Annotated in this window: 21 protein-coding genes and 1 other annotated feature; all 21 genes read left to right on the top strand. The window is 46.8% G+C overall.

From position 1 onward, the window contains the following. Positions 1 to 30 precede the first annotated feature (30 nt). The 21 genes from MHI55_RS24650 to ilvE all read left to right on the top strand — a co-directional run bounded on the left by MHI55_RS24650 (position 31) and on the right by ilvE (position 18,349). The gene (locus tag MHI55_RS24650) at positions 31 to 642 is read left to right on the top strand and encodes a Maf family protein (RefSeq protein ID WP_036673538.1); all 612 of its coding nucleotides are present in this window, start codon (positions 31 to 33) and stop codon (positions 640 to 642) included. 37 nt (positions 643 to 679) lie between these two features. Then, positions 680 to 1,369, top strand: a complete 690-nt coding sequence (gene radC / locus MHI55_RS24645; RefSeq protein WP_036673540.1) for a DNA repair protein RadC — start codon at positions 680 to 682, stop codon at positions 1,367 to 1,369. Between the two features lie 183 nt (positions 1,370 to 1,552). Beyond that, positions 1,553 to 2,587, top strand: a complete 1,035-nt coding sequence (locus tag MHI55_RS24640; RefSeq protein WP_017692612.1) for a rod shape-determining protein — start codon at positions 1,553 to 1,555, stop codon at positions 2,585 to 2,587. A 185-nt stretch (positions 2,588 to 2,772) separates the two neighbouring features. Then, entirely contained in the window at positions 2,773 to 3,645 is an 873-nt protein-coding gene (gene mreC, locus MHI55_RS24635) for a rod shape-determining protein MreC (protein WP_047841182.1), read from the top strand. Beyond that, entirely contained in the window at positions 3,645 to 4,178 is a 534-nt protein-coding gene (gene mreD / locus MHI55_RS24630; protein WP_036673543.1) for a rod shape-determining protein MreD, read from the top strand. Before mreC ends, mreD begins: the two co-directional genes overlap by 1 nt. Before the next feature lie 74 nt (positions 4,179 to 4,252). Continuing rightward, a complete protein-coding gene (gene minC / locus MHI55_RS24625) occupies positions 4,253 to 4,915 on the top strand; it encodes a septum site-determining protein MinC (RefSeq protein WP_017692615.1) in 663 nt (220 codons plus the stop codon). A 3-nt stretch (positions 4,916 to 4,918) separates the two neighbouring features. Further along, positions 4,919 to 5,713: a septum site-determining protein MinD gene (minD, locus tag MHI55_RS24620; RefSeq protein ID WP_036605908.1), complete on the top strand. Its 795-nt coding sequence runs from the start codon at positions 4,919 to 4,921 to the stop codon at positions 5,711 to 5,713. A gap of 149 nt (positions 5,714 to 5,862) precedes the next feature. Continuing rightward, positions 5,863 to 6,711, top strand: coding sequence for a M23 family metallopeptidase (locus tag MHI55_RS24615; protein ID WP_340387350.1), 849 nt, complete (start codon positions 5,863 to 5,865; stop codon positions 6,709 to 6,711). Next, positions 6,704 to 7,564: a M50 family metallopeptidase gene (locus tag MHI55_RS24610; RefSeq protein WP_340387348.1), complete on the top strand. Its 861-nt coding sequence runs from the start codon at positions 6,704 to 6,706 to the stop codon at positions 7,562 to 7,564. Before MHI55_RS24615 ends, MHI55_RS24610 begins: the two co-directional genes overlap by 8 nt. 106 nt (positions 7,565 to 7,670) lie before the next feature. Continuing rightward, positions 7,671 to 8,921: an Rne/Rng family ribonuclease gene (locus tag MHI55_RS24605; RefSeq protein WP_127548270.1), complete on the top strand. Its 1,251-nt coding sequence runs from the start codon at positions 7,671 to 7,673 to the stop codon at positions 8,919 to 8,921. A gap of 56 nt (positions 8,922 to 8,977) precedes the next feature. Then, positions 8,978 to 9,062 (top strand) — a sequence feature (ribosomal protein L21 leader region). Between the two features lie 14 nt (positions 9,063 to 9,076). Beyond that, positions 9,077 to 9,388, top strand: coding sequence for a 50S ribosomal protein L21 (gene rplU / locus MHI55_RS24600; protein ID WP_017692620.1), 312 nt, complete (start codon positions 9,077 to 9,079; stop codon positions 9,386 to 9,388). 14 nt (positions 9,389 to 9,402) lie between these two features. Next, positions 9,403 to 9,732 carry a ribosomal-processing cysteine protease Prp gene (locus MHI55_RS24595; RefSeq protein WP_036605912.1) on the top strand — a complete coding sequence of 110 codons (330 nt, stop codon included), beginning with the start codon at positions 9,403 to 9,405 and terminating at the stop codon, positions 9,730 to 9,732. Positions 9,733 to 9,755: 23 nt separating this feature from the next. Next, positions 9,756 to 10,067, top strand: a complete 312-nt coding sequence (gene rpmA, locus MHI55_RS24590) for a 50S ribosomal protein L27 (RefSeq protein ID WP_017692622.1) — start codon at positions 9,756 to 9,758, stop codon at positions 10,065 to 10,067. A gap of 90 nt (positions 10,068 to 10,157) precedes the next feature. Further along, positions 10,158 to 10,955, top strand: coding sequence for a Spo0B domain-containing protein (locus MHI55_RS24585; RefSeq protein WP_235193928.1), 798 nt, complete (start codon positions 10,158 to 10,160; stop codon positions 10,953 to 10,955). A 17-nt stretch (positions 10,956 to 10,972) separates the two neighbouring features. Beyond that, positions 10,973 to 12,283 (top strand): GTPase ObgE, encoded by a 1,311-nt coding sequence (gene obgE / locus MHI55_RS24580; RefSeq protein ID WP_036673545.1) that lies wholly within the window; start codon positions 10,973 to 10,975, stop codon positions 12,281 to 12,283. Between the two features lie 229 nt (positions 12,284 to 12,512). Then, a complete protein-coding gene (locus MHI55_RS24575) occupies positions 12,513 to 12,950 on the top strand; it encodes an ACT domain-containing protein (protein WP_017692625.1) in 438 nt (145 codons plus the stop codon). A 58-nt stretch (positions 12,951 to 13,008) separates the two neighbouring features. Continuing rightward, entirely contained in the window at positions 13,009 to 14,295 is a 1,287-nt protein-coding gene (locus tag MHI55_RS24570) for a homoserine dehydrogenase (RefSeq protein WP_036605914.1), read from the top strand. Positions 14,296 to 14,411: 116 nt separating this feature from the next. Next, the gene (gene thrC, locus MHI55_RS24565) at positions 14,412 to 15,482 is read left to right on the top strand and encodes a threonine synthase (RefSeq protein ID WP_036605915.1); all 1,071 of its coding nucleotides are present in this window, start codon (positions 14,412 to 14,414) and stop codon (positions 15,480 to 15,482) included. Continuing rightward, positions 15,479 to 16,447 (top strand): homoserine kinase, encoded by a 969-nt coding sequence (gene thrB / locus MHI55_RS24560; RefSeq protein ID WP_074096240.1) that lies wholly within the window; start codon positions 15,479 to 15,481, stop codon positions 16,445 to 16,447. The genes thrC and thrB overlap by 4 nt, the downstream gene beginning before the upstream one ends. Next, the gene (gene pheA / locus MHI55_RS24555; RefSeq protein ID WP_074096239.1) at positions 16,444 to 17,316 is read left to right on the top strand and encodes a prephenate dehydratase; all 873 of its coding nucleotides are present in this window, start codon (positions 16,444 to 16,446) and stop codon (positions 17,314 to 17,316) included. The genes thrB and pheA overlap by 4 nt, the downstream gene beginning before the upstream one ends. 148 nt (positions 17,317 to 17,464) lie before the next feature. Further along, complete coding sequence (gene ilvE, locus MHI55_RS24550) at positions 17,465 to 18,349, top strand: branched-chain-amino-acid transaminase (RefSeq protein WP_017692630.1); 885 nt, start codon at positions 17,465 to 17,467, stop codon at positions 18,347 to 18,349. Positions 18,350 to 18,474: the final 125 nt, after the last annotated feature.

The following is an 18,474-nucleotide window of genomic DNA, read 5'->3' as shown; positions in this document are numbered from 1 at the left end:
ATGTTGCCGTGGCATAAGGAGCCGTTCATTTTGGATAACACACAACAGCGCCCTATTATTCTGGCCTCCACATCGCCTCGGCGCAAAGAACTGATCGCATCACTCCACCTAGCGTTTGATGTAATACCAAGTCATGCCAATGAAGATACACCACCAGAGTGGACACCTGAACAGACGGTACAGGAACTTGCTTTGCGCAAGGCGCTTGCCGTGTATCGCGGGCTTGAAGGCCGCGAGCAGGAAGCCATTATTGTTGGTAGTGACACCGTTGTTGTTCTGGATGGTGAGATTCTAGGCAAACCCTTAGACGAAGCGGATGCTGAACGTATGTTATCAAGGCTGCAGGGCCGCGTACATCGGGTGTTTACGGGCGTCGCTTGTATTGATGCGGGCAATGGACAGTCGTTAGTTCATTACCGCCAGACCGATGTAACGATGAAAGAGCTGTCGGATGCGACCATCCGTGCTTATGTGCAGACAGGTGAGCCTTCAGATAAGGCAGGATCATATGCCATTCAGGGCATTGGTGCTTCACTGATCGACCGCATTGAAGGATGTTATTTTAATGTGGTTGGCTTGCCGCTATCCTTGCTAAGTGATATGTTGGACGGGTTCGGCGTACATGTGTTGCCACGAACATGAATGAAGCCAAATGTTGTGAAATGAAAAGAGGGAACATATGGAGTCGCCTCAATACATGATGCGCGACATCCCCCAGGAAGAACGCCCGAGAGAACGCATGATGGAATACGGGGCGGGCGCCTTAAGCCATGCTGAATTGCTGGCAATTTTACTTCGAACAGGTACAAGACAGGAGTCCGCGGTGCATATGGCACAGCGGATTCTGGCCGAAGCGGGTGGCATTCGCTCGTTGATGGATTTGAGTCTGGAAGAACTGACCGCGATGAAAGGGATCGGCAATGCCAAGGCTGTGCAATTGAAAGCTGGCATTGAGCTGGGTCATCGGATTGCCAAGAGCAGACTCACACAGTCGACTTCAATTCGTACACCGCGTGATGCAGCTGATATCCTGATGGAACAATTGCGTTATTTGCAAAAAGAACATTTTGTGTGTCTCTTTCTGAATAGCAAAAATCATATTATTGCCCAGGAAACACTCTCCATGGGCAGCCTTAACGCTTCGATTGTACATCCACGTGAAGTGTTCCGGGCTGCCATCAAATGCAGCAGCGCATCGATTGTGTGCGCACACAACCATCCGAGTGGTGATCCTACGCCCAGTCCGGAGGATATCCAAATAACCAAGAGACTGATTGAAGCAGGCGCTATTGTTGGCATTGACGTGCTTGATCATATTATTATCGGAGATGGAACGTACGTAAGTTTGAAGGAGAAGGGCTTAGTATAATATAATGGTTGGCGTTGATGTTTTCCTATGAATGTTAACGGCGTTGTCCGTAAAAGATAGGTTCACTTTACAAATGCAAAAAAACAAATGCGAATATTAGCTCCACGTATTGCGTGGGAATAAAATTATTACGCTCTGGATCAGAATGGAGCGGCTATATGAGGCAGAAAAGGAGATTATGTTATGTTTGGTGGTTTTACGAAAGATTTGGGTATTGACTTGGGGACAGCAAATACGTTGGTTTATGTACGAGGAAAAGGAATTGTGGTGCGAGAACCTTCGGTTGTCGCTATACGGACAGATACAAATAGCATCGAGGCAGTAGGTGAAGCCGCCAAAAAAATGATTGGACGTACACCAGGTAACATTCGTGCCATTCGTCCAATGAAAGATGGCGTTATTGCCGATTTCGATACAACGGCAACGATGATCAAATATTTCATCCGTGAGGCGCAAAAACAACGCTCCATGTTCCAGCGTCATCCAAACGTGATGGTATGTGTACCATCCGGGATCACGGCAGTAGAACAACGTGCGGTTGAAGATGCAACCAAACAGGCTGGAGCCCGTGAAGCCTATACGATTGAAGAGCCTTTTGCTGCTGCAATCGGTGCAGATCTGCCTGTATGGGAACCAACGGGTAGTATGGTTGTCGATATCGGTGGCGGTACAACGGAAGTGGCTGTTATCTCTCTTGGTGGTATTGTAACGAGCCGTTCGGTTCGTGTAGCAGGTGACGAGATGGATGAATCCGTTATCCAGTACATCAAACGCCAATACAATCTGATGATCGGTGAGCGTACATCGGAGCAATTGAAGATGGACATCGGATCAGCTATGCCATTGGAACAAGTAGAAACGATGGAAATTCGTGGACGTGACCTTGTAACAGGTTTGCCGAAGACAATTACGATTACTTCGGACGAGATCAGTGAAGCGCTGGCTGATACTGTGAATGCGATTGTTGAAGCGGTAAAAGTAACACTGGAAAAATGCCCGCCTGAACTTGCTGCCGATATCATGGATCGGGGTATCGTTCTTACAGGTGGTGGGGCGTTGCTTCGCAACCTGGACAAGCTTCTCGCTGGTGAGACAGGAATGCCTGTCATTGTGGCTGAGAACCCGCTGGATTGTGTAGCCATCGGAACAGGTAAAGCGCTAGAGAATATTCATTTGTTCAAAAGCAGAAGCAGTTCGGCAGTTCGTTCCAAACGTTAATTGGTATTTGCCTAACTTGGCATAGCGACCAAGTGGCAAGATATCTTTATAGAGGACCCGGTTAACCCCGGGGATGAGCTATTACCCGCTTAACAGGGGAGGATCGGCTGATATTCTCGCAGGGACTACAGGTCTGACAGTCTCCCCGCCGGGCATGGCTCGGAAGAGAATATGGATGTTAGAGGGTGTTCGAACTGTTTAAACTGCTAGGCAACAAAAGACTTTTTGTTTTGCTGGTGGGCCTTGTTACATTTATCGCGTTAATGGGCTTTACGCTCAGTCCGCGAACCACTCTATCCTGGCCGGAGAAATTCCTGAAGGATTCAGTTGGATTTGTACAATACGTATTTTACAAGCCCGCTTCCTATGTAGCGGGCTTTTTCAAAGATGTAGCGAACATGCGTACGGTATATGAAGAGAATGAAGAGCTCCGCATCGCGATGGGTCACTATACCCGGGATCGGCTGAAGTACAATGATATGGAGCAAGTGAATGAGCAGCTTCAGAAAGCGCTCAATTTCACAGAAGAACAGAAGAATCGCTATAATTACGGTTCACGAATTGCTCAGGTTATCAGTGCCAATTCGGATCCCAATAGCAGAACCATTAACATTGATATCGGTGAAAATGCGGGAATCAAGCCGGGGATGGCCGTTACCTCCCAGGAAGGGCTGGTCGGCGTGATCAGTCATGTCAGCTCATATACATCAACGGTTAATCTGTTAACGTCCATGGACGCCAATGATCCAACATCCAATGCCATTGCAGCAACGGCGGTAGGTAAAGAGAAAGTGTTTGGTATGATTGAGAGCTACGATCCGAAGACGGGCATGCTCAAGATGACCAAAATCTCGGAGGATTCAAACATCAAAAAGGGTGATGAGATCATCTCTTCGGGGATCATCAATAACTTTCCCAAGTATATGCGGATTGGTGAAGTGGAAAAGGTTGAAGTTGGGGAGTACGGTTTAACGCGAACTGCGATTATCAAACCATATGCAAGTTTCCTTGATTGGAAAGAGCTGATTGTCATTATCCCGCCTGAGGTAAAAGAATAATGGTAACACGTAAGCAAGTTTTGTTCCTGTTACTATTCCTTTTGTTCATTGCGGAAGGCACAATTTTGCCACTGCTCATCCCTTCTGGCTGGCAGATGCGTATTTCTGCCAATCTGGTCTATATCGTAATTTTGTTTATCGCTGTATATCATCATCGACACACGGCACTAGTACTCGGTATATTTTTTGGACTATTGCATGACGTTGTATTCTACGGCGAGATGATTGGACCTTATGGATTCTCGATGGGATTATCGGCATATATGATGGGACTCATTTTTCAAGCACCACGTGCACCACTGCCGGTTATGGTATCGGTTGTCATTTTGGGAAGTCTGCTTAATGACACCATGCTATTTTTCCTGTACAAGCTCTTCCAACTTAACCACGTGACGTTTGACTGGGCGTTGATTGAATACATGATTCCTAATTTGTTCATTCATTTTGTGTTTGCCTTGATCATTTATGTCCCGCTTCGGAAACAACTGGAGCGGATCGGCAAGAGACGGAGCAAGACAGAAGAAGCTTCCTAAATACATTTATGGAGCGCAAAGCAGGAACTTGGGGCCCCGGGCACGAAATGTAATGAGATGGGAGGGACAGGCTTATGACGGTAAAATCGAATCACGTAACGATTAAAGGCATCCGAGACGGCCTGGTTTTCCTGTTGGACGATCAATGTGAATTCGAGGAATTGCTCTATGAGCTCCGCTATAAGCTGGAACACAGCCATCAAAATATTTTGACCGGACCGATTGTTCATGTGGATATCAAGTTGGGTGCCCGCGAAGTGACAGAGGACCAGAAAGAAGCAATCCTCGATATATTGAAGCAAAAAGGGAATCTGCTTATTCGATCCATCGACTCACCTGCACTCCAACCGGAGGTTAAAGGACCACCGCCGATTGTAACCATGTGTGGTATGGTGCGTTCAGGTCAGGTGCTTCATCATGAAGGAAATCTCCTGTTTCTTGGGGATATCAATCCGGGGGGCACAGTGACGTGTACCGGAGATATATATGTGTTGGGTTCACTCCGAGGTATGGCTCATGCCGGAATTGGCGGGGACGAGGAAGCAATCATTGCCGCTTCGGTATTTGCACCGACGCAGCTACGGATTGCGGATATCATCAGTCGTCCTCCCGATGAATGGGAGAGCCGAGAGACCGGAATGGAATTTGCTTACTTACAGGACAATCAGATGCAGATAGACAAAATGAGCAATATCGTTCGGTTACGCCGAGATTTTAATGTGTTTAAAGGAGTGTAGCTCATGGGAGAGGCGATCGTGATCACTTCGGGTAAAGGCGGCGTGGGTAAAACAACCACCTCGGCAAACATCGGGACAGCGCTGGCGCTGCTCGGCAAAAAGGTTTGTCTGGTAGATACCGATATCGGCCTTCGTAATTTGGATGTCGTGATGGGACTCGAAAACCGTATTATTTACGATCTGTGCGACGTTGCGGACGGCCGCTGCCGTCTGAATCAGGCTTTGGTCAAAGACAAGCGTTTCGAAGAATTATACATGTTGCCTGCGGCGCAGACGAGAGACAAAAACTCAGTGTCGCCAGAACAGGTCAGGGATATTATCCTTGAATTGAAAAAAGATTTTGAATACGTCATTATTGATTGCCCAGCCGGCATAGAGCAGGGTTTCAAAAATGCGGTAGCAGGAGCAGATCAGGCCATCGTGGTCACTACACCGGAAAATGCTGCAGTGCGTGATGCGGATCGTGTCATCGGCCTGCTGGAGAGTTCGCACATTCAATCACCAAAGCTGGTGGTGAATCGAATTCGCAATAATATGGTTAAATCGGGTGACATGTTAGATATCGATGGTATTTTACAAGTACTTAATATTGACCTGATTGGCATCGTACCTGATGATGAACTGGTCATCAAAGCGGCCAATTCAGGAGAACCTACGGTCATGAATCCGGATTCACTTGCGGCAATTGCGTATCGGAATATCGCACGACGCATTCTGGGAGATACGGTCCCATTGATGCAGCTGGAGCAGAAAAAGGGCGCTTTTACACGTTTTAAAAAGTTCTTGGGAATGGGTTAACTCATTTAAATGGACTTATTCATTATCTGATTACATGACAGCCGTGGCTTATAGCCCGGCTTTTTTTGTTACCTGCGGGCAGGCTTGTTCATATTATCAACCACCTCTTCATAGGATGTAGTAAACAAGCCTCGGCGGGAGGACATTCCATGAACACGAAACTCAGAATCAAGCAGAGACGAGAAGAACGCATCCGGCGACTGATGGATGGTGCCGCTGTGGAGGTCTTACAGGAGCAGAAATTAGGTTCACTGTTGGACAAGAATGAGATCATACACCCAAAACCATTTACGCCTAGTGAGGGGGCACAGGAAAGAGATCCGGAATGGTTGTGGAAAAAAGAGAATGGTCATTTCGTTCCAGGGGGGCATTCGAGATTTAACCTGTTCAAGTCGCTTCTCAAGCGGACGGTTATTAGCGCTTTGATATTTGGCGGAGTATGGGGTTTATTTCAGTTGGATACATCGTGGACGACATCACCCAAAACAGTAATTGCGGATGCACTCCATCGGGATATGGATTTTGCCTCAGCAGCGGCTTGGTATGAACGGCATTTTGGAGGAACGCCTTCGTTTCTTCCGGTCCTCGGACATACGACGGATGCCGTGAACGGATTAAAAGTAAGGCAGTTACTGGGCAAACCGATCTCAGGCACAGTGGTTCAGCCATTTGCGCTGAGCATGAAGGGAATTGAGATCGTTCCGGATGCCGCAGGTGCAGAACTTATACAGGTCGCAAGTTCGGATGCTGGGCGTGTCATGGAGGTTATCGGCGATGTAGCAAGTGGGTTCACAGTTGTCATCCAACATACAGGCAATGTCACGGCAATATACGGTCGGCTGAACGAAAGTGAAGTGAGCGTGAATGATTGGGTGGAAGCGGGGAATCCAGTGGGGAGTCTCAAGGCTACGGGTGGTGAACAACCGGCCACGCTCTATTTTGCAGTGAAAGAGGGGGAGGAGTACGTAGACCCGGCGGAAGTTGTTGCCCTTGATTAGGGTGTGGGGAGTCCGTATTACGTTTCATCCGTTTTTTGTAATTATCATGATGGCCTCCCTTCTGACTGGACATTTTATTGAGCTTATTACGTTGTTTGCCATTGTATTCATTCATGAATGTGGACATGCTGCGGCGGCGGCACTTCTGGGCTATCGTGTCTTGTCGATCCAGATGCTCCCTTTTGGAGGAGTAGCGGTTATCGAAGATGGAGGTACGATCACTGCCTACCGGGAAATCATCATTGCTCTGGCTGGTCCATTACAAAACATGCTGATGGTTGGCGTGGTTATGCTGTTGCAGTATGGCAATCTGGGCGATCCGGTATTTCTCAACTATATCATTCAGGGGAACCTGCTCATTGCCCTATTTAATCTGCTGCCTGTACTTCCTCTGGACGGAGGTAAAGTTGTTCAGGCACTTGTCAGTCTGTGGGCACCTTACTATACAACATTAATGTGGACTTACAGAATTAGCATTCTGTGTAGCGTAGGGGTAATTTTATATGCTATCAGCCGATGGTTTACTGGAGACTACGGCCTACCGCTCAACATTCTGTTAATCGGCCTTTTTTTGTTCTATTCCAACGTAACGGATTACCGAAATGTGCCCTATCGCTTTATTCGTTTTCTGATGAATCGAGAGGGTGCGTTTGCTCGTCACGCGGCTACTGGCAGTTTGGCGCAGCCAATAATCTCATTCCCGGCGAAACCTTTGGACACTATTTTGCGTCTATTAAAGAGAGAAAGATACCATATGGTATACGTGATGAACAGACAGGGTCGAATTATGGCCGTATTGCCTGAGCAACGGATTATCGGTTCCTATTTTCAACAAAATGGTAATAAATTGTAGTGTTCTGGTGGACCTGTTCTGAAATGGGTTAATATATGTACAATGAGAATTGAAAAGATACTGAAATGGATGTGGATGATTTGAATTGTCTTCTAGAGGTGAAGCCATGAAACAAATGATAGTACATAATGAACATAACCTCATGCAAATGGCGCTTCTGGAAGAAGGCAAAGCTGTGGAATTTACGGCAGAGCGTACACGTGATCGTGGACTGCTGGGTTCCTTTTTCAAGGGACGGGTCGTGAATGTGTTACCAGGTATGCAAGCTGCTTTTGTGGATATTGGTCAGAAAAAGAATGCGTTTCTCTATGTGGATGATGTGTTGCATCCCCATCTGGAGAAACAGCCCAAGGTGAAGCCTTCCATCTCGGAGTTGCTTCGTCCGGGTCAGGAAGTCATTGTTCAGGTTCTGAAAGAACCGGTAGGAGGCAAGGGAGCCCGGGTGACGACTCATTATTCACTCCCGGGCCGTTGGCTTGTCTACATGCCTGTTGCTGACTATGTAGCGGTATCCAAGAAAATTGCCCGTGAAGGGGATCGTTCCCGTCTTAAGGCACTTGGGGAGCAACTGAGGCGGGATGAAGAAGGACTTATTATTCGGACCGTATCTGGAGAAGAGCAGCATGAAGCCATTAAGTCGGACTTGGAAACATTACGTTCGCAGTGGTATCTGATTCGTGAAAAAGCGGACAGTTTGCCTTCACCAAGCCTCTTGCATAGGGATCATAGCATGGTACAGCGAATCATCAGAGATGTGTATACGCCAGGGAGTGACGAAGTCATCACTGATAGTGAAGGACAAGCCCGTGAGGTAAAAGCATTGCTCGAAGAGATTAGTCCTGGTCATCAACCCAAAGTACAGGTGTATCGGGGAACAGAATCCATCTTTGCTGCCTATGGTGTGCAGGAACAGTTGAATAAGGATTTTGCTCGGAAAGTGTGGTTGCCCGGAGGCGGATACATTGTTATTGATCATACCGAAGCTCTGACTGTAGTGGATGTGAACACGGGTAAATATACGGGAGCAGGCGGTGACAGTCTGGAAGAGACCGTGACAGAGACCAACATACAGGCAGCAGTGGAGATTGCCCGTCTAATGCGCCTGCGGGATATCGGTGGCATGATTATTGTCGACTTCATTGATATGGAGGAAGCTTCGAATCGGCATGAAGTCGCAGCAACCTTGGAGGGTGAGCTCAAGAAGGATCGGACCAAAGCATTTGTAATGGGTTGGACCAAGCTGGGTTTGCTCGAACTTACCCGTAAGAAAGTGCGGGAAGAAAGTACGTTGCCCTATGTGGAGCCGTGTTCTTCCTGCCATGGAACGGGAAAAAGATATATTTCACCTTTGCATTGATTTTTGATATATTGCGTGATATAATCTTCAAGTATGTGTTTAGCCTAATGGTCTTGCACATGCTGTAACCGCACTGGCCGGGTATAAGAACAGTTCCGCAAGGACACTGTCACCTGAGAACGGGCGAGTCTGAGACATGAGGAGGTGCAAGGCAAATGTACGCAATTATTGAAACAGGCGGCAAACAGTACAAAGTCCAAGAGGGCGATGTTCTGTTCATCGAGAAATTGACTGCGAACGATGGCGAAAGCGTAACGTTCGACCGTGTCCTGGCTGTATCTAACGATCAAGGTTTGACAGCAGGTACACCATTGATTTCCGGAGCTACTGTAACGGCTAAAGTGGAGAAACATGGCAAAGGACAAAAGGTTATCGTATACAAATACAAACCTAAAAAGAACTACCATGTGAAGCAAGGTCACCGTCAACCGTACACTAAAGTAACTATCGAAACAATCAAAGCGTAAAGAAGGTGCGATAAGTGATTATCGTTCAAATCTTTCGTGATGAGGACGGGAACATCGAACGTTTTTCCATTGAAGGGCATGCTAATTTTGCCAAGCGGGGAGAAGACATCGTATGTGCCGGGGTATCCGCTGTTACAGTGGGTACGGTGAACTCGATTGAAACATTGACCGGTGTCGAAATGGATGCCAAGATGAAGAATGGCTTTTTAAGCGGTTCTTTACCTTTGTTAGAGAGAGGGGAAACCTGGTCCCAGGTACAATTGTTACTCGAATCCATGGTGGTTATGCTCTCTAATATTGCAGAGTCATACGGGAAGTATATTAAAATACAGCAATTCAAATAAGCAAAGAAGGAGGACAACCAATCATGTTGAAATTAAATCTTCAGTTATTCGCATCGAAAAAAGGTGTAGGTTCCACGAAGAACGGACGTGACAGTAATGCTCAACGTCTGGGTGTTAAACGTGCTGATGGTCAAACTGTAACTGGTGGTAGCATTCTCGTTCGCCAACGCGGAACGAAAATTCACCCAGGAACTAACGTTGGCATCGGTAAAGATGACACTTTGTTCGCGAAAATCGACGGCGTTGTAAAATTCGAACGTTGGGGACGCGATCGCAAAAAAGTAAGCATCTATCCTGTTAATGTTGCTCCTGTAGCAGCAGCAGTAGAAGCGTAATATCGGCATTCCGCCTAAGGAGCCTTCGGCATTTTTGCCGAAGGTTTTTTGTATTCAACGGTTATTCGATAATGAACTGGCAGAAGAGACATGTTATACTTGGTTACGGTGGGTGTAGACCAACCGAGTTTTGTAGAACGGGGAGAAGCCATGAAATCTTGGAAAAGAGTGCCGTGGATTGCGGCATGTTCACTTCTGATTCCTTTGGTTTTCGTTATGTTGTATCCGGCGATGATCTCAAGCGTCGTGTGCGCATTGTGGTCCGTCGCAGTATTGCTCATTTCTGTGAATGCGATGAAGAAACAGGCGGAGGCGGAACGCAGAGCCATCATACAATCCATGGAAAAAACAGCAATTGCTTCATTAAATCATCATCGACACGACTGGATGAACGACCTTCAGGTGTTATATGGATATCTTCGACTGGGCAAACTTGATAAATCCTTGCAATGTGTGGAAAGAATAAAAGAGCGGGTTACAGAAGAAAGCCGAATCTCCAGATTAGGTATTCCTTCCCTCGTATTTTATCTTCAGTCTTTTCGTGCCAGTGGAATTGCGCTGGACTTGCATGTGGAAATAGAAGATGAGTTGCAGCTTAGTGCTCTGGTCTCTCCCGAGGATGGCGAGTCACTTACCGGGGCGATTGCTGATGCAATCAGGGCCTATCAATATGGCGGCGGCCGGTCTTCTTGGGGAGAGGTTCGCAAACTGACCTTAAACTTCGGACAGGACCATGGAGATGTGGTTGTCCGACTGGATGGGGATCAAACACCCGATCCGGAAACACTGCGGCAGCTTACTGCCGTACTCAAAGGAAAAAAAGTCAGAACGGAGCAGTTTCCGTCTGAGGATACGTTTATACAATTCAGAATGCCGTGTGGAATATAGGAAGAAGGGGTTAACCAATGTTTGTAGATAAAGCGAAGATTTATGTAAAAGCCGGAGATGGAGGGGACGGAATTATTTCGTTCCGTCGTGAGAAGTATGTACCAAACGGCGGACCTGCCGGGGGCGATGGAGGCAGAGGAGCTGACATCATTTTCCGCGTGGATGAAGGTTTGCGTACGTTGATGGATTTTCGTTACCAGCGTCACTTTAAGGCCCCACGTGGTGAGAAGGGACGTAACAAAAGTCAGCACGGTGCAAACGCGGAGAACATGATTGTGCGCATTCCACCAGGAACTATCATCTTGGATGAAGACAGTGGAGAAGTACTGGCGGATATGACACGTCACGGTCAACAGGTTGTTATTGCTCGTGGTGGTCGGGGCGGACGAGGTAACATCCGATTTGCTACACCGAACAATCCTGCACCTGAACTTGCTGAGAACGGTGAAGAAGGACAAGAGCGTTACATCGTACTCGAACTGAAAGTGATGGCAGATGTTGGTCTGGTTGGTTTCCCGAGTGTTGGGAAATCCACATTGCTTTCTGTCGTTTCGTCAGCCAAGCCAAAGATCGGGGCATACCATTTCACAACCATTACACCGAATCTGGGTGTAGTCGGTGTAGGAGAAGGCCGAAGCTTTGTCATGGCTGATCTGCCTGGACTGATTGAAGGTGCGCATGAAGGAGTCGGACTGGGACATGAGTTCCTGCGTCATGTCGAGCGTACTCGTATTATTGTTCATGTCGTAGATATGTCGGGTTCGGAAGGACGCGATCCTTTTGAAGACTGGCAGAAAATCAATGACGAATTGAAGTTGTACAATCCGCTTCTCGCCGAGAGAACGCAAGTTGTAGCAGCTAACAAGATGGATATGCCAGACTCTGAAGCGAACCTGGAGCAATTTTTACAGCAAGTTCGTGAAGTGCAACCTGATATTGAAGTGATGCCAATTTCATCCTTGACTCGTAAAGGGATTCAAGAACTTCTGTATCGTGCAGCTGATCTGCTGGATCAGGCTCCAGACGAGCGAGTGGTTGAAGAGGTAGCAGATGTATCTGAACGTAAAGTATACAGTCTGGACAAAAAAGAAGACGATGGTTTCAAAATTGTGCGTGAGAATGAAATGTTCGTTGTCGAAAGTGCCAAGATTGACCGCATGATGAAACGGATGCAACTGAACTCGCACGAGGCTATACTGAAACTCGCACGTACACTGCGTTATATGGGTGTGGATGCTGAGTTGCGTAAGCGCGGAGCTGTAGAAGGCACCATCGTTCGTATTGGAGACTTTGAATTCGAATTCGTGGAAGGCAGCAGTTACTACTAAGTAGCCGTCTTCCGTGGAGAGACAGATTGATATAGCAACGCAGAGAAGTGGGAAGTTGACCCGCAACTCTGCGTTTTTTTTGTTTTTTCCTGACATGGGAGAGGGATAAACTTGTATACTGTGAGGAACGTATTTCAAAAAATAGGCGTGTCATGTATTGCCCTTTTGTCATAGATCCTATATAATGTCCACTATATGAATACATGAGTCTTTGAGGAGAGGACGTTCTGTGAACGAACGCTATTACTTAGTACGGGAAGATATTTTACCAGAGGCTGTGGTGAAGACCATGCAGGTAAAAGAACTACTGGCTTCTGGTGATGTTAAAACAGTGCATGAGGCGGTTGAACAGGTCGGATTAAGCCGGAGTGCCTTTTACAAGTACAAAGATGGAATTCATCTGATCAACCAGCTTGAGCGCGAGAGAATTGTAACGATCTCCATTGATCTGGAGCATCAGTCGGGGATCTTGTCTCGTGTGCTTGGACATGTAGCTGGTTATGGAGCTAACGTACTCACGATTAATCAGAGTATCCCGCTTCAAGGAAGAGCCAATGTTGTCATTTCGGTGGAAACGACACATCTTCATGGCGAAATTGGTGAAATGCTGGATCGAATGCAAGATATGCCTGGAGTAAGACGTACACGTATTGTAGGTCAAGGGTAATTAGGCTTTAACATACAGGACTGACGGACAAGAATAGACATTAGGGGGTAGATCGTTAGTGAAACCGGTAAAAGTCGGATTGTTGGGTCTGGGAACTGTCGGAACGGGAGTCGTTCGCATTGTGGAAGGGAATCAGGAGGATCTGAGCAGTCAGGTTGGGTCGCCGATTATCATCGAGAAAATCGCAGTGAAAAATACAGAGAAAGAACGTGTTATTGCTGTAGACCGTGCCAAGCTTACGGAAGATCCTTGGGAAGTCATTCGTCATCCGGATATTGATGTCATCGTTGAAGTCATGGGCGGCATTGATCAGACGAAGGAGTATATTCTTGAAGCGTTGGAACGTGGGAAACATATCGTAACAGCAAACAAAGATCTCATGGCACTGCATGGTACAGAGATTTTGGCGAAGGCACAGGAAAAACAATGTGACGTGTTCTATGAGGCGAGTGTTGCTGGAGGGATTCCGATCATTCGTACGCTGATTGAAGGTTTCTCTTCTGATCGGATTACCCGCATTATGGGGATTGTGAACGGAACAACGAACTTTATTCTGACCAAAATGAGTCAGGAAGGTGCATCCTATGAAGAAGTACTGGCTGAAGCACAGGCTCTGGGATATGCCGAATCGGATCCAACTTCCGATGTGGAGGGACTTGACGCAGCTCGCAAAATGGCGATCTTGAGTACACTCGGTTTCCGCACCAATGTGGAGTTGAAGGATGTAACCGTTAAAGGGATATCCTCCGTAACTCGTGAAGACATTATGTATGCCAAAAGATTGGGCTATGAGATGAAGTTACTTGGTATTGCGGACCGTATTGGCGATGAGATCACGATCAGCGTTCAGCCGACAATGGTTAGACAGAATCACCCAATTGCTTCAGTCAACGGTGTGTTCAACGCAGTATATGTACACGGTGAAGCTGTAGGGGAGACGATGTTCTACGGTGCGGGTGCGGGAGAACTCCCAACGGCAACTTCGGTTGTAGCTGACATTGTGGCGGTTACCAAAAACCTTAAACTTGGCGTGAACGGTCTCAAAGCAATTGTGCCTTATAAGATTAAGCGACTGCAAAGCGACGAGCAGATCGTGTCGAAAAACTTTATTTTACTACACGTAGACGACAAAGCCGGTGTATTGGCACAAATCACACAAATTTTCGCAGAATATGATGTCAGTCTGGCGTCGGTTGTTCAACAGCCGAATGAGCACAACCCGGATGCCGAGATCATTATCGTTACACATAATGCAAGTAAGGCAAGCATGGATAAAGTGTTAAAACATTTTGAATCACTCAGCGTCATTCGCCGCATTAAGAGTGTTTACCGGGTCGAAGGATAATTGTCCTTATCCCATATGGCATCTCAATTATTTCAGTTATAACGTACAAGTTAATCATATCCGGTTTCAACAGGTCATCATTTCAGATTATTAAAACATAAAGGAGTTTACCCAAAATGAGATATCAAGGACTTTTGCAAACGTACAGAGAGCACCTTCCAGTTAATGAAAATACACCCCTGCTTACGCTTCAGGAAGGAAATACACCGTTGATTCATGCAGAGAATCTGTCTGAGGAACTCGGTTTGAATGTTTATTTTAAGTATGAAGGTTTGAACCCTACGGGATCTTTCAAAGACCGCGGTATGGTTATGGCTGTTGCCAAAGCTATGGAAGAGGGCAGCCGTACGATCATGTGTGCATCCACAGGTAATACGTCAGCAGCTGCAGCGGCCTACGCCGCACGTGGTGGCCTTAATTGTATCGTACTGATCCCGAATAATAACATTGCACTGGGTAAACTGGCCCAAGCCATGATCTATGGAGCTAAGGTGATCGCGATTAATGGTAACTTTGACCGTGCACTGGAGATTGTGCGTGAGATCACAGCCAAACATCCGATCACGCTTGTAAACTCTGTGAATCCGTTCCGGATTGAAGGACAGAAGACAGCAGCGTTTGAAGTAATTGAACAACTTGGCGAAGCGCCTGACGTTCTGGCTATTCCAGTCGGTAATGCGGGTAATATCTCGGCTTATTGGAAAGGCTTCAAAGAATATAAAGAGGCAGGCAAGTCCAACACGCTTCCACGTATGGTTGGTTTCGAAGCAGAAGGTGCGATGGCCATTGTCAAAGGTGAGCCGATCCTTGAACCTGAAACGGTAGCAACAGCAATTCGAATCGGTAATCCGGCGAGCTGGAAAACGGCAGTAGCTGCAGCTGAGGAATCTGGTGGACAGATCAACTATGTAACGGATGAACAAATCCTGACAGCGTATCGTACACTTGCTTCTCGGGAAGGGATTTTTGCTGAACCTGCTTCTGCGGCTTCCCTTGCCGGTGTATACAAACTGAAGAGTGAAGGGTACTTTAAAGGCGGAGAGACTGTAGTTTGTGTACTGACAGGTAATGGCCTGAAAGATCCTAATATTGCGATCAAAACAGTAGCGACTGAGCCACTTGTTGTTGAAGATACGGAAGAAGCAGTAATGGCGGCTATTGCACAACTGGAGCAGCAATCTGTATGAGTTTGCGTGAAAAGGTAACCGTAAAAATACCTGCAAGCACAGCCAATCTCGGTCCGGGGTTTGATACCCTGGGCATGGCATTGTCTTTGTATGCCTGGTTGGAAATGAAACCTGCCGAGCAGACGTCATTTCATCTTCACGGCAATCATTTGACAGGTCTGCCAACAGATAAATCGAATTTGATTTACGAAGTGGCACAGATGGTATTCAATGAAGCTGGGGTATCCATCCCTGAATTGGAGATTTCCATGTATTCCGATATTCCGCTTACGCGGGGACTCGGGAGCAGTGCATCAGCCATCGTTGGTGCATTGGCAGCAGCGAATGCATTAATTGGTGCTCCTTTATCCGATGCGAAGCTTCTGGATATGGCCACATCCCTCGAGAAGCATCCTGATAATGTGGGAGCATCTCTGTATGGCGGTATTATTACGGCTGCATGGAATGGTCAACAGGTAGATCATATACGTATTGAACCACACCAGGATCTGCAGGCTTTGGTTATTGTACCTGAATTCCAGCTGTCTACTTCAAAAGCAAGGAATGTAATTCCAGAGCAATTTGGCATGTCTGATGTGGTGCATAACATTAGCAGATCCTCACTGCTCGTTGCCGCTTTGGCGAGTGGACGACTGGATATGATTCAGAAGGCGATGTCAGATCGAATTCACCAACCATATCGGGCATCATTGGTGCCAGGCATGGCTGAGATATTAGAACATGCTGTTGATCATGGAGCGTTGGGAGCTGCCCTGAGCGGAGCTGGCCCGACCGTATTGACTTTGGTAGATCGTCATGACACCCGGAAAGCGGGATTGGAACAATATTTGCTGGACACTATGGAGCGGGAGGGCATATCTGCTTCTGCACTGTGGCTCGATCCGGATTTGGACGGTGTAACCGTGCTGCCTGATCAAGACGAACGTCCTTTTCTGGACAGAATCAAAGGGGAAGTTAATGCATGAAACGAATTGCAGTATTACCTGAAGGCTCAGTCTCTCATGAGGCAATTGATTTCCTTTTCAACGGGGAACCATTAGATTTGCTTCATTCCAAGCTGATTTCGGATGTGTTTAGAGCAACGGATAGCGGGAATGCACAATACAGTGTCATTCCGATTGAAAATACCATTGAGGGTTCCGTTAGTCTTCATATGGACTGGCTTGTAAATGAAGTGGATATTCCAATGCAAGCGGAGTGGGTATACCCATCCATCCAGAATGTGATTGGACATGGCTCGGAATTTAAGACAGAGAGTGGCGAGTATGACTTTGGTAGAATTACCAAGATTATGTCTCACCCTGTGGCTATTCCGCAGTGTCAGAATTTTATTCGGCTGCATTCACCCGGGGCGGATCTTGAAGGTGTGAACAGTACAGCCGAAGCTGTAGAAATTGTGAAAAAAAATCCAGGTAAGGGCTGGGTGGCGATCGGTACAAAGCTTGCTGCTCAGAAGCATGGCTTGGACATTATGGCTGAACGGGTTACAGATCATGACAACAACTACACCCGTTTTGTGCTCATTGGCCATGAACCTGTGAACATTCCACGTGAACCCGATCATGTAAAAACCAGCTTGCTGGTGACGTTGCCAGAAGATGCACCGGGTGCATTGCATCAGGTATTGTCGGCTTTTGCATGGCGGAAGCTGAACTTGACCCGTCTCGAATCTCGTCCAACGAAGAAACGATTGGGCAGTTACTATTTTTACATTGATGTTGTGGAAACGGTCGATTCGGTATTGCTTACCGCAGCCATGGCAGAGATTGAAGCATTGAATTGTCAGGTGCGCGTTCTGGGTAGCTATCCTTGTTATACATATCCTTCGAGATAATTGACCTGATGGTGTTTGGGAATGTTAGAAGGTTGTCATAAGTCGGGGTAGAATGAGCGAGTAATGGCTTGTCATTTGGTGTACAATGGACGGGTTAATAACGTTTCGGAGTACAGGGAATGGATATTTTATGGAGGTGCAGTCATCAGTGGCAGAACAATGGATCTATTTGGATGGTCAGTATGTGACCAAGGAGAACGCAACCGTTTCAGTGTATGATCATGGATTTTTGTATGGAGACGGGATTTTCGAAGGTATTCGGATCTATAACGGAAATATTTTCAGATGTAAGGCCCACTTGGATCGTTTGTATGATTCGGCAAAATCCATTAGTTTGAACATTCCGCTGTCCATTGATGAGATGCTGGAAGTCATGGCTGAAACGGTGCGCCGCAATGATATGCGTAATGGTTATATTCGTCTTATTGTATCGCGTGGCCCTGGTAATCTGGGGTTGGACCCGTTACGTTGCCCTAAGGCATCCGTAATCATCATCGTGGAGCAATTGGCGATCTATCCGGAGGAAGCGTATCTTACTGGATTGAAAGCCGTGTCGGTATCCCAACGCCGGAACATCCCAGACGCGTTGAATCCAAAAATTAAATCGTTAAACTATCTGAATAACATCCTGGTTAAAATCCAGTCTAACTATTCAGGTGCTGGTGAAGCAATTATGCTGAATTCCCAAGGTTACGTAACTGAGGGTTCAAGTGATAACATCTTCATCATCAAAAATGGTGTAGTGTACACGCCGCCTTGTTATCTCGGAGCACTTGAAGGGATTACACGTCAAGCGATTATCGATCTATGTGGCGAACTGGAGCTTGAATTAAAAGAAGTGCCATTCACCCTGCATGATGTGTATATCGCAGACGAAGTCTTTTTCACCGGGACAGCTGCAGAAGTTATCGCTGCATATGAAGTCGATGGAAGAACAATTGGCACGGGAGTAGCAGGTCCGGTAACGCTGAGACTGCTGGAAGCATTCCGTCAGATTGTTGACAAAGATGGATATAAAGTGTGGGAATCTTAAGTTAGAATTGCATAACATAGGGAACAGGAATCCTCCTTGTCCGATAAAATTCTGCATACCTGGTATATGGGGATTTTAGAGACAGGAGGATTTTTTTTGTTTAGTTGATGTCATTAGCCCGGTTT

It is taken from the genome of Paenibacillus sp. FSL E2-0151 (assembly GCF_037993015.1).
Lineage (GTDB): Bacteria > Bacillota > Bacilli > Paenibacillales > Paenibacillaceae > Paenibacillus > Paenibacillus amylolyticus.
This window is presented reverse-complemented; position numbering and strand designations above follow the sequence as displayed.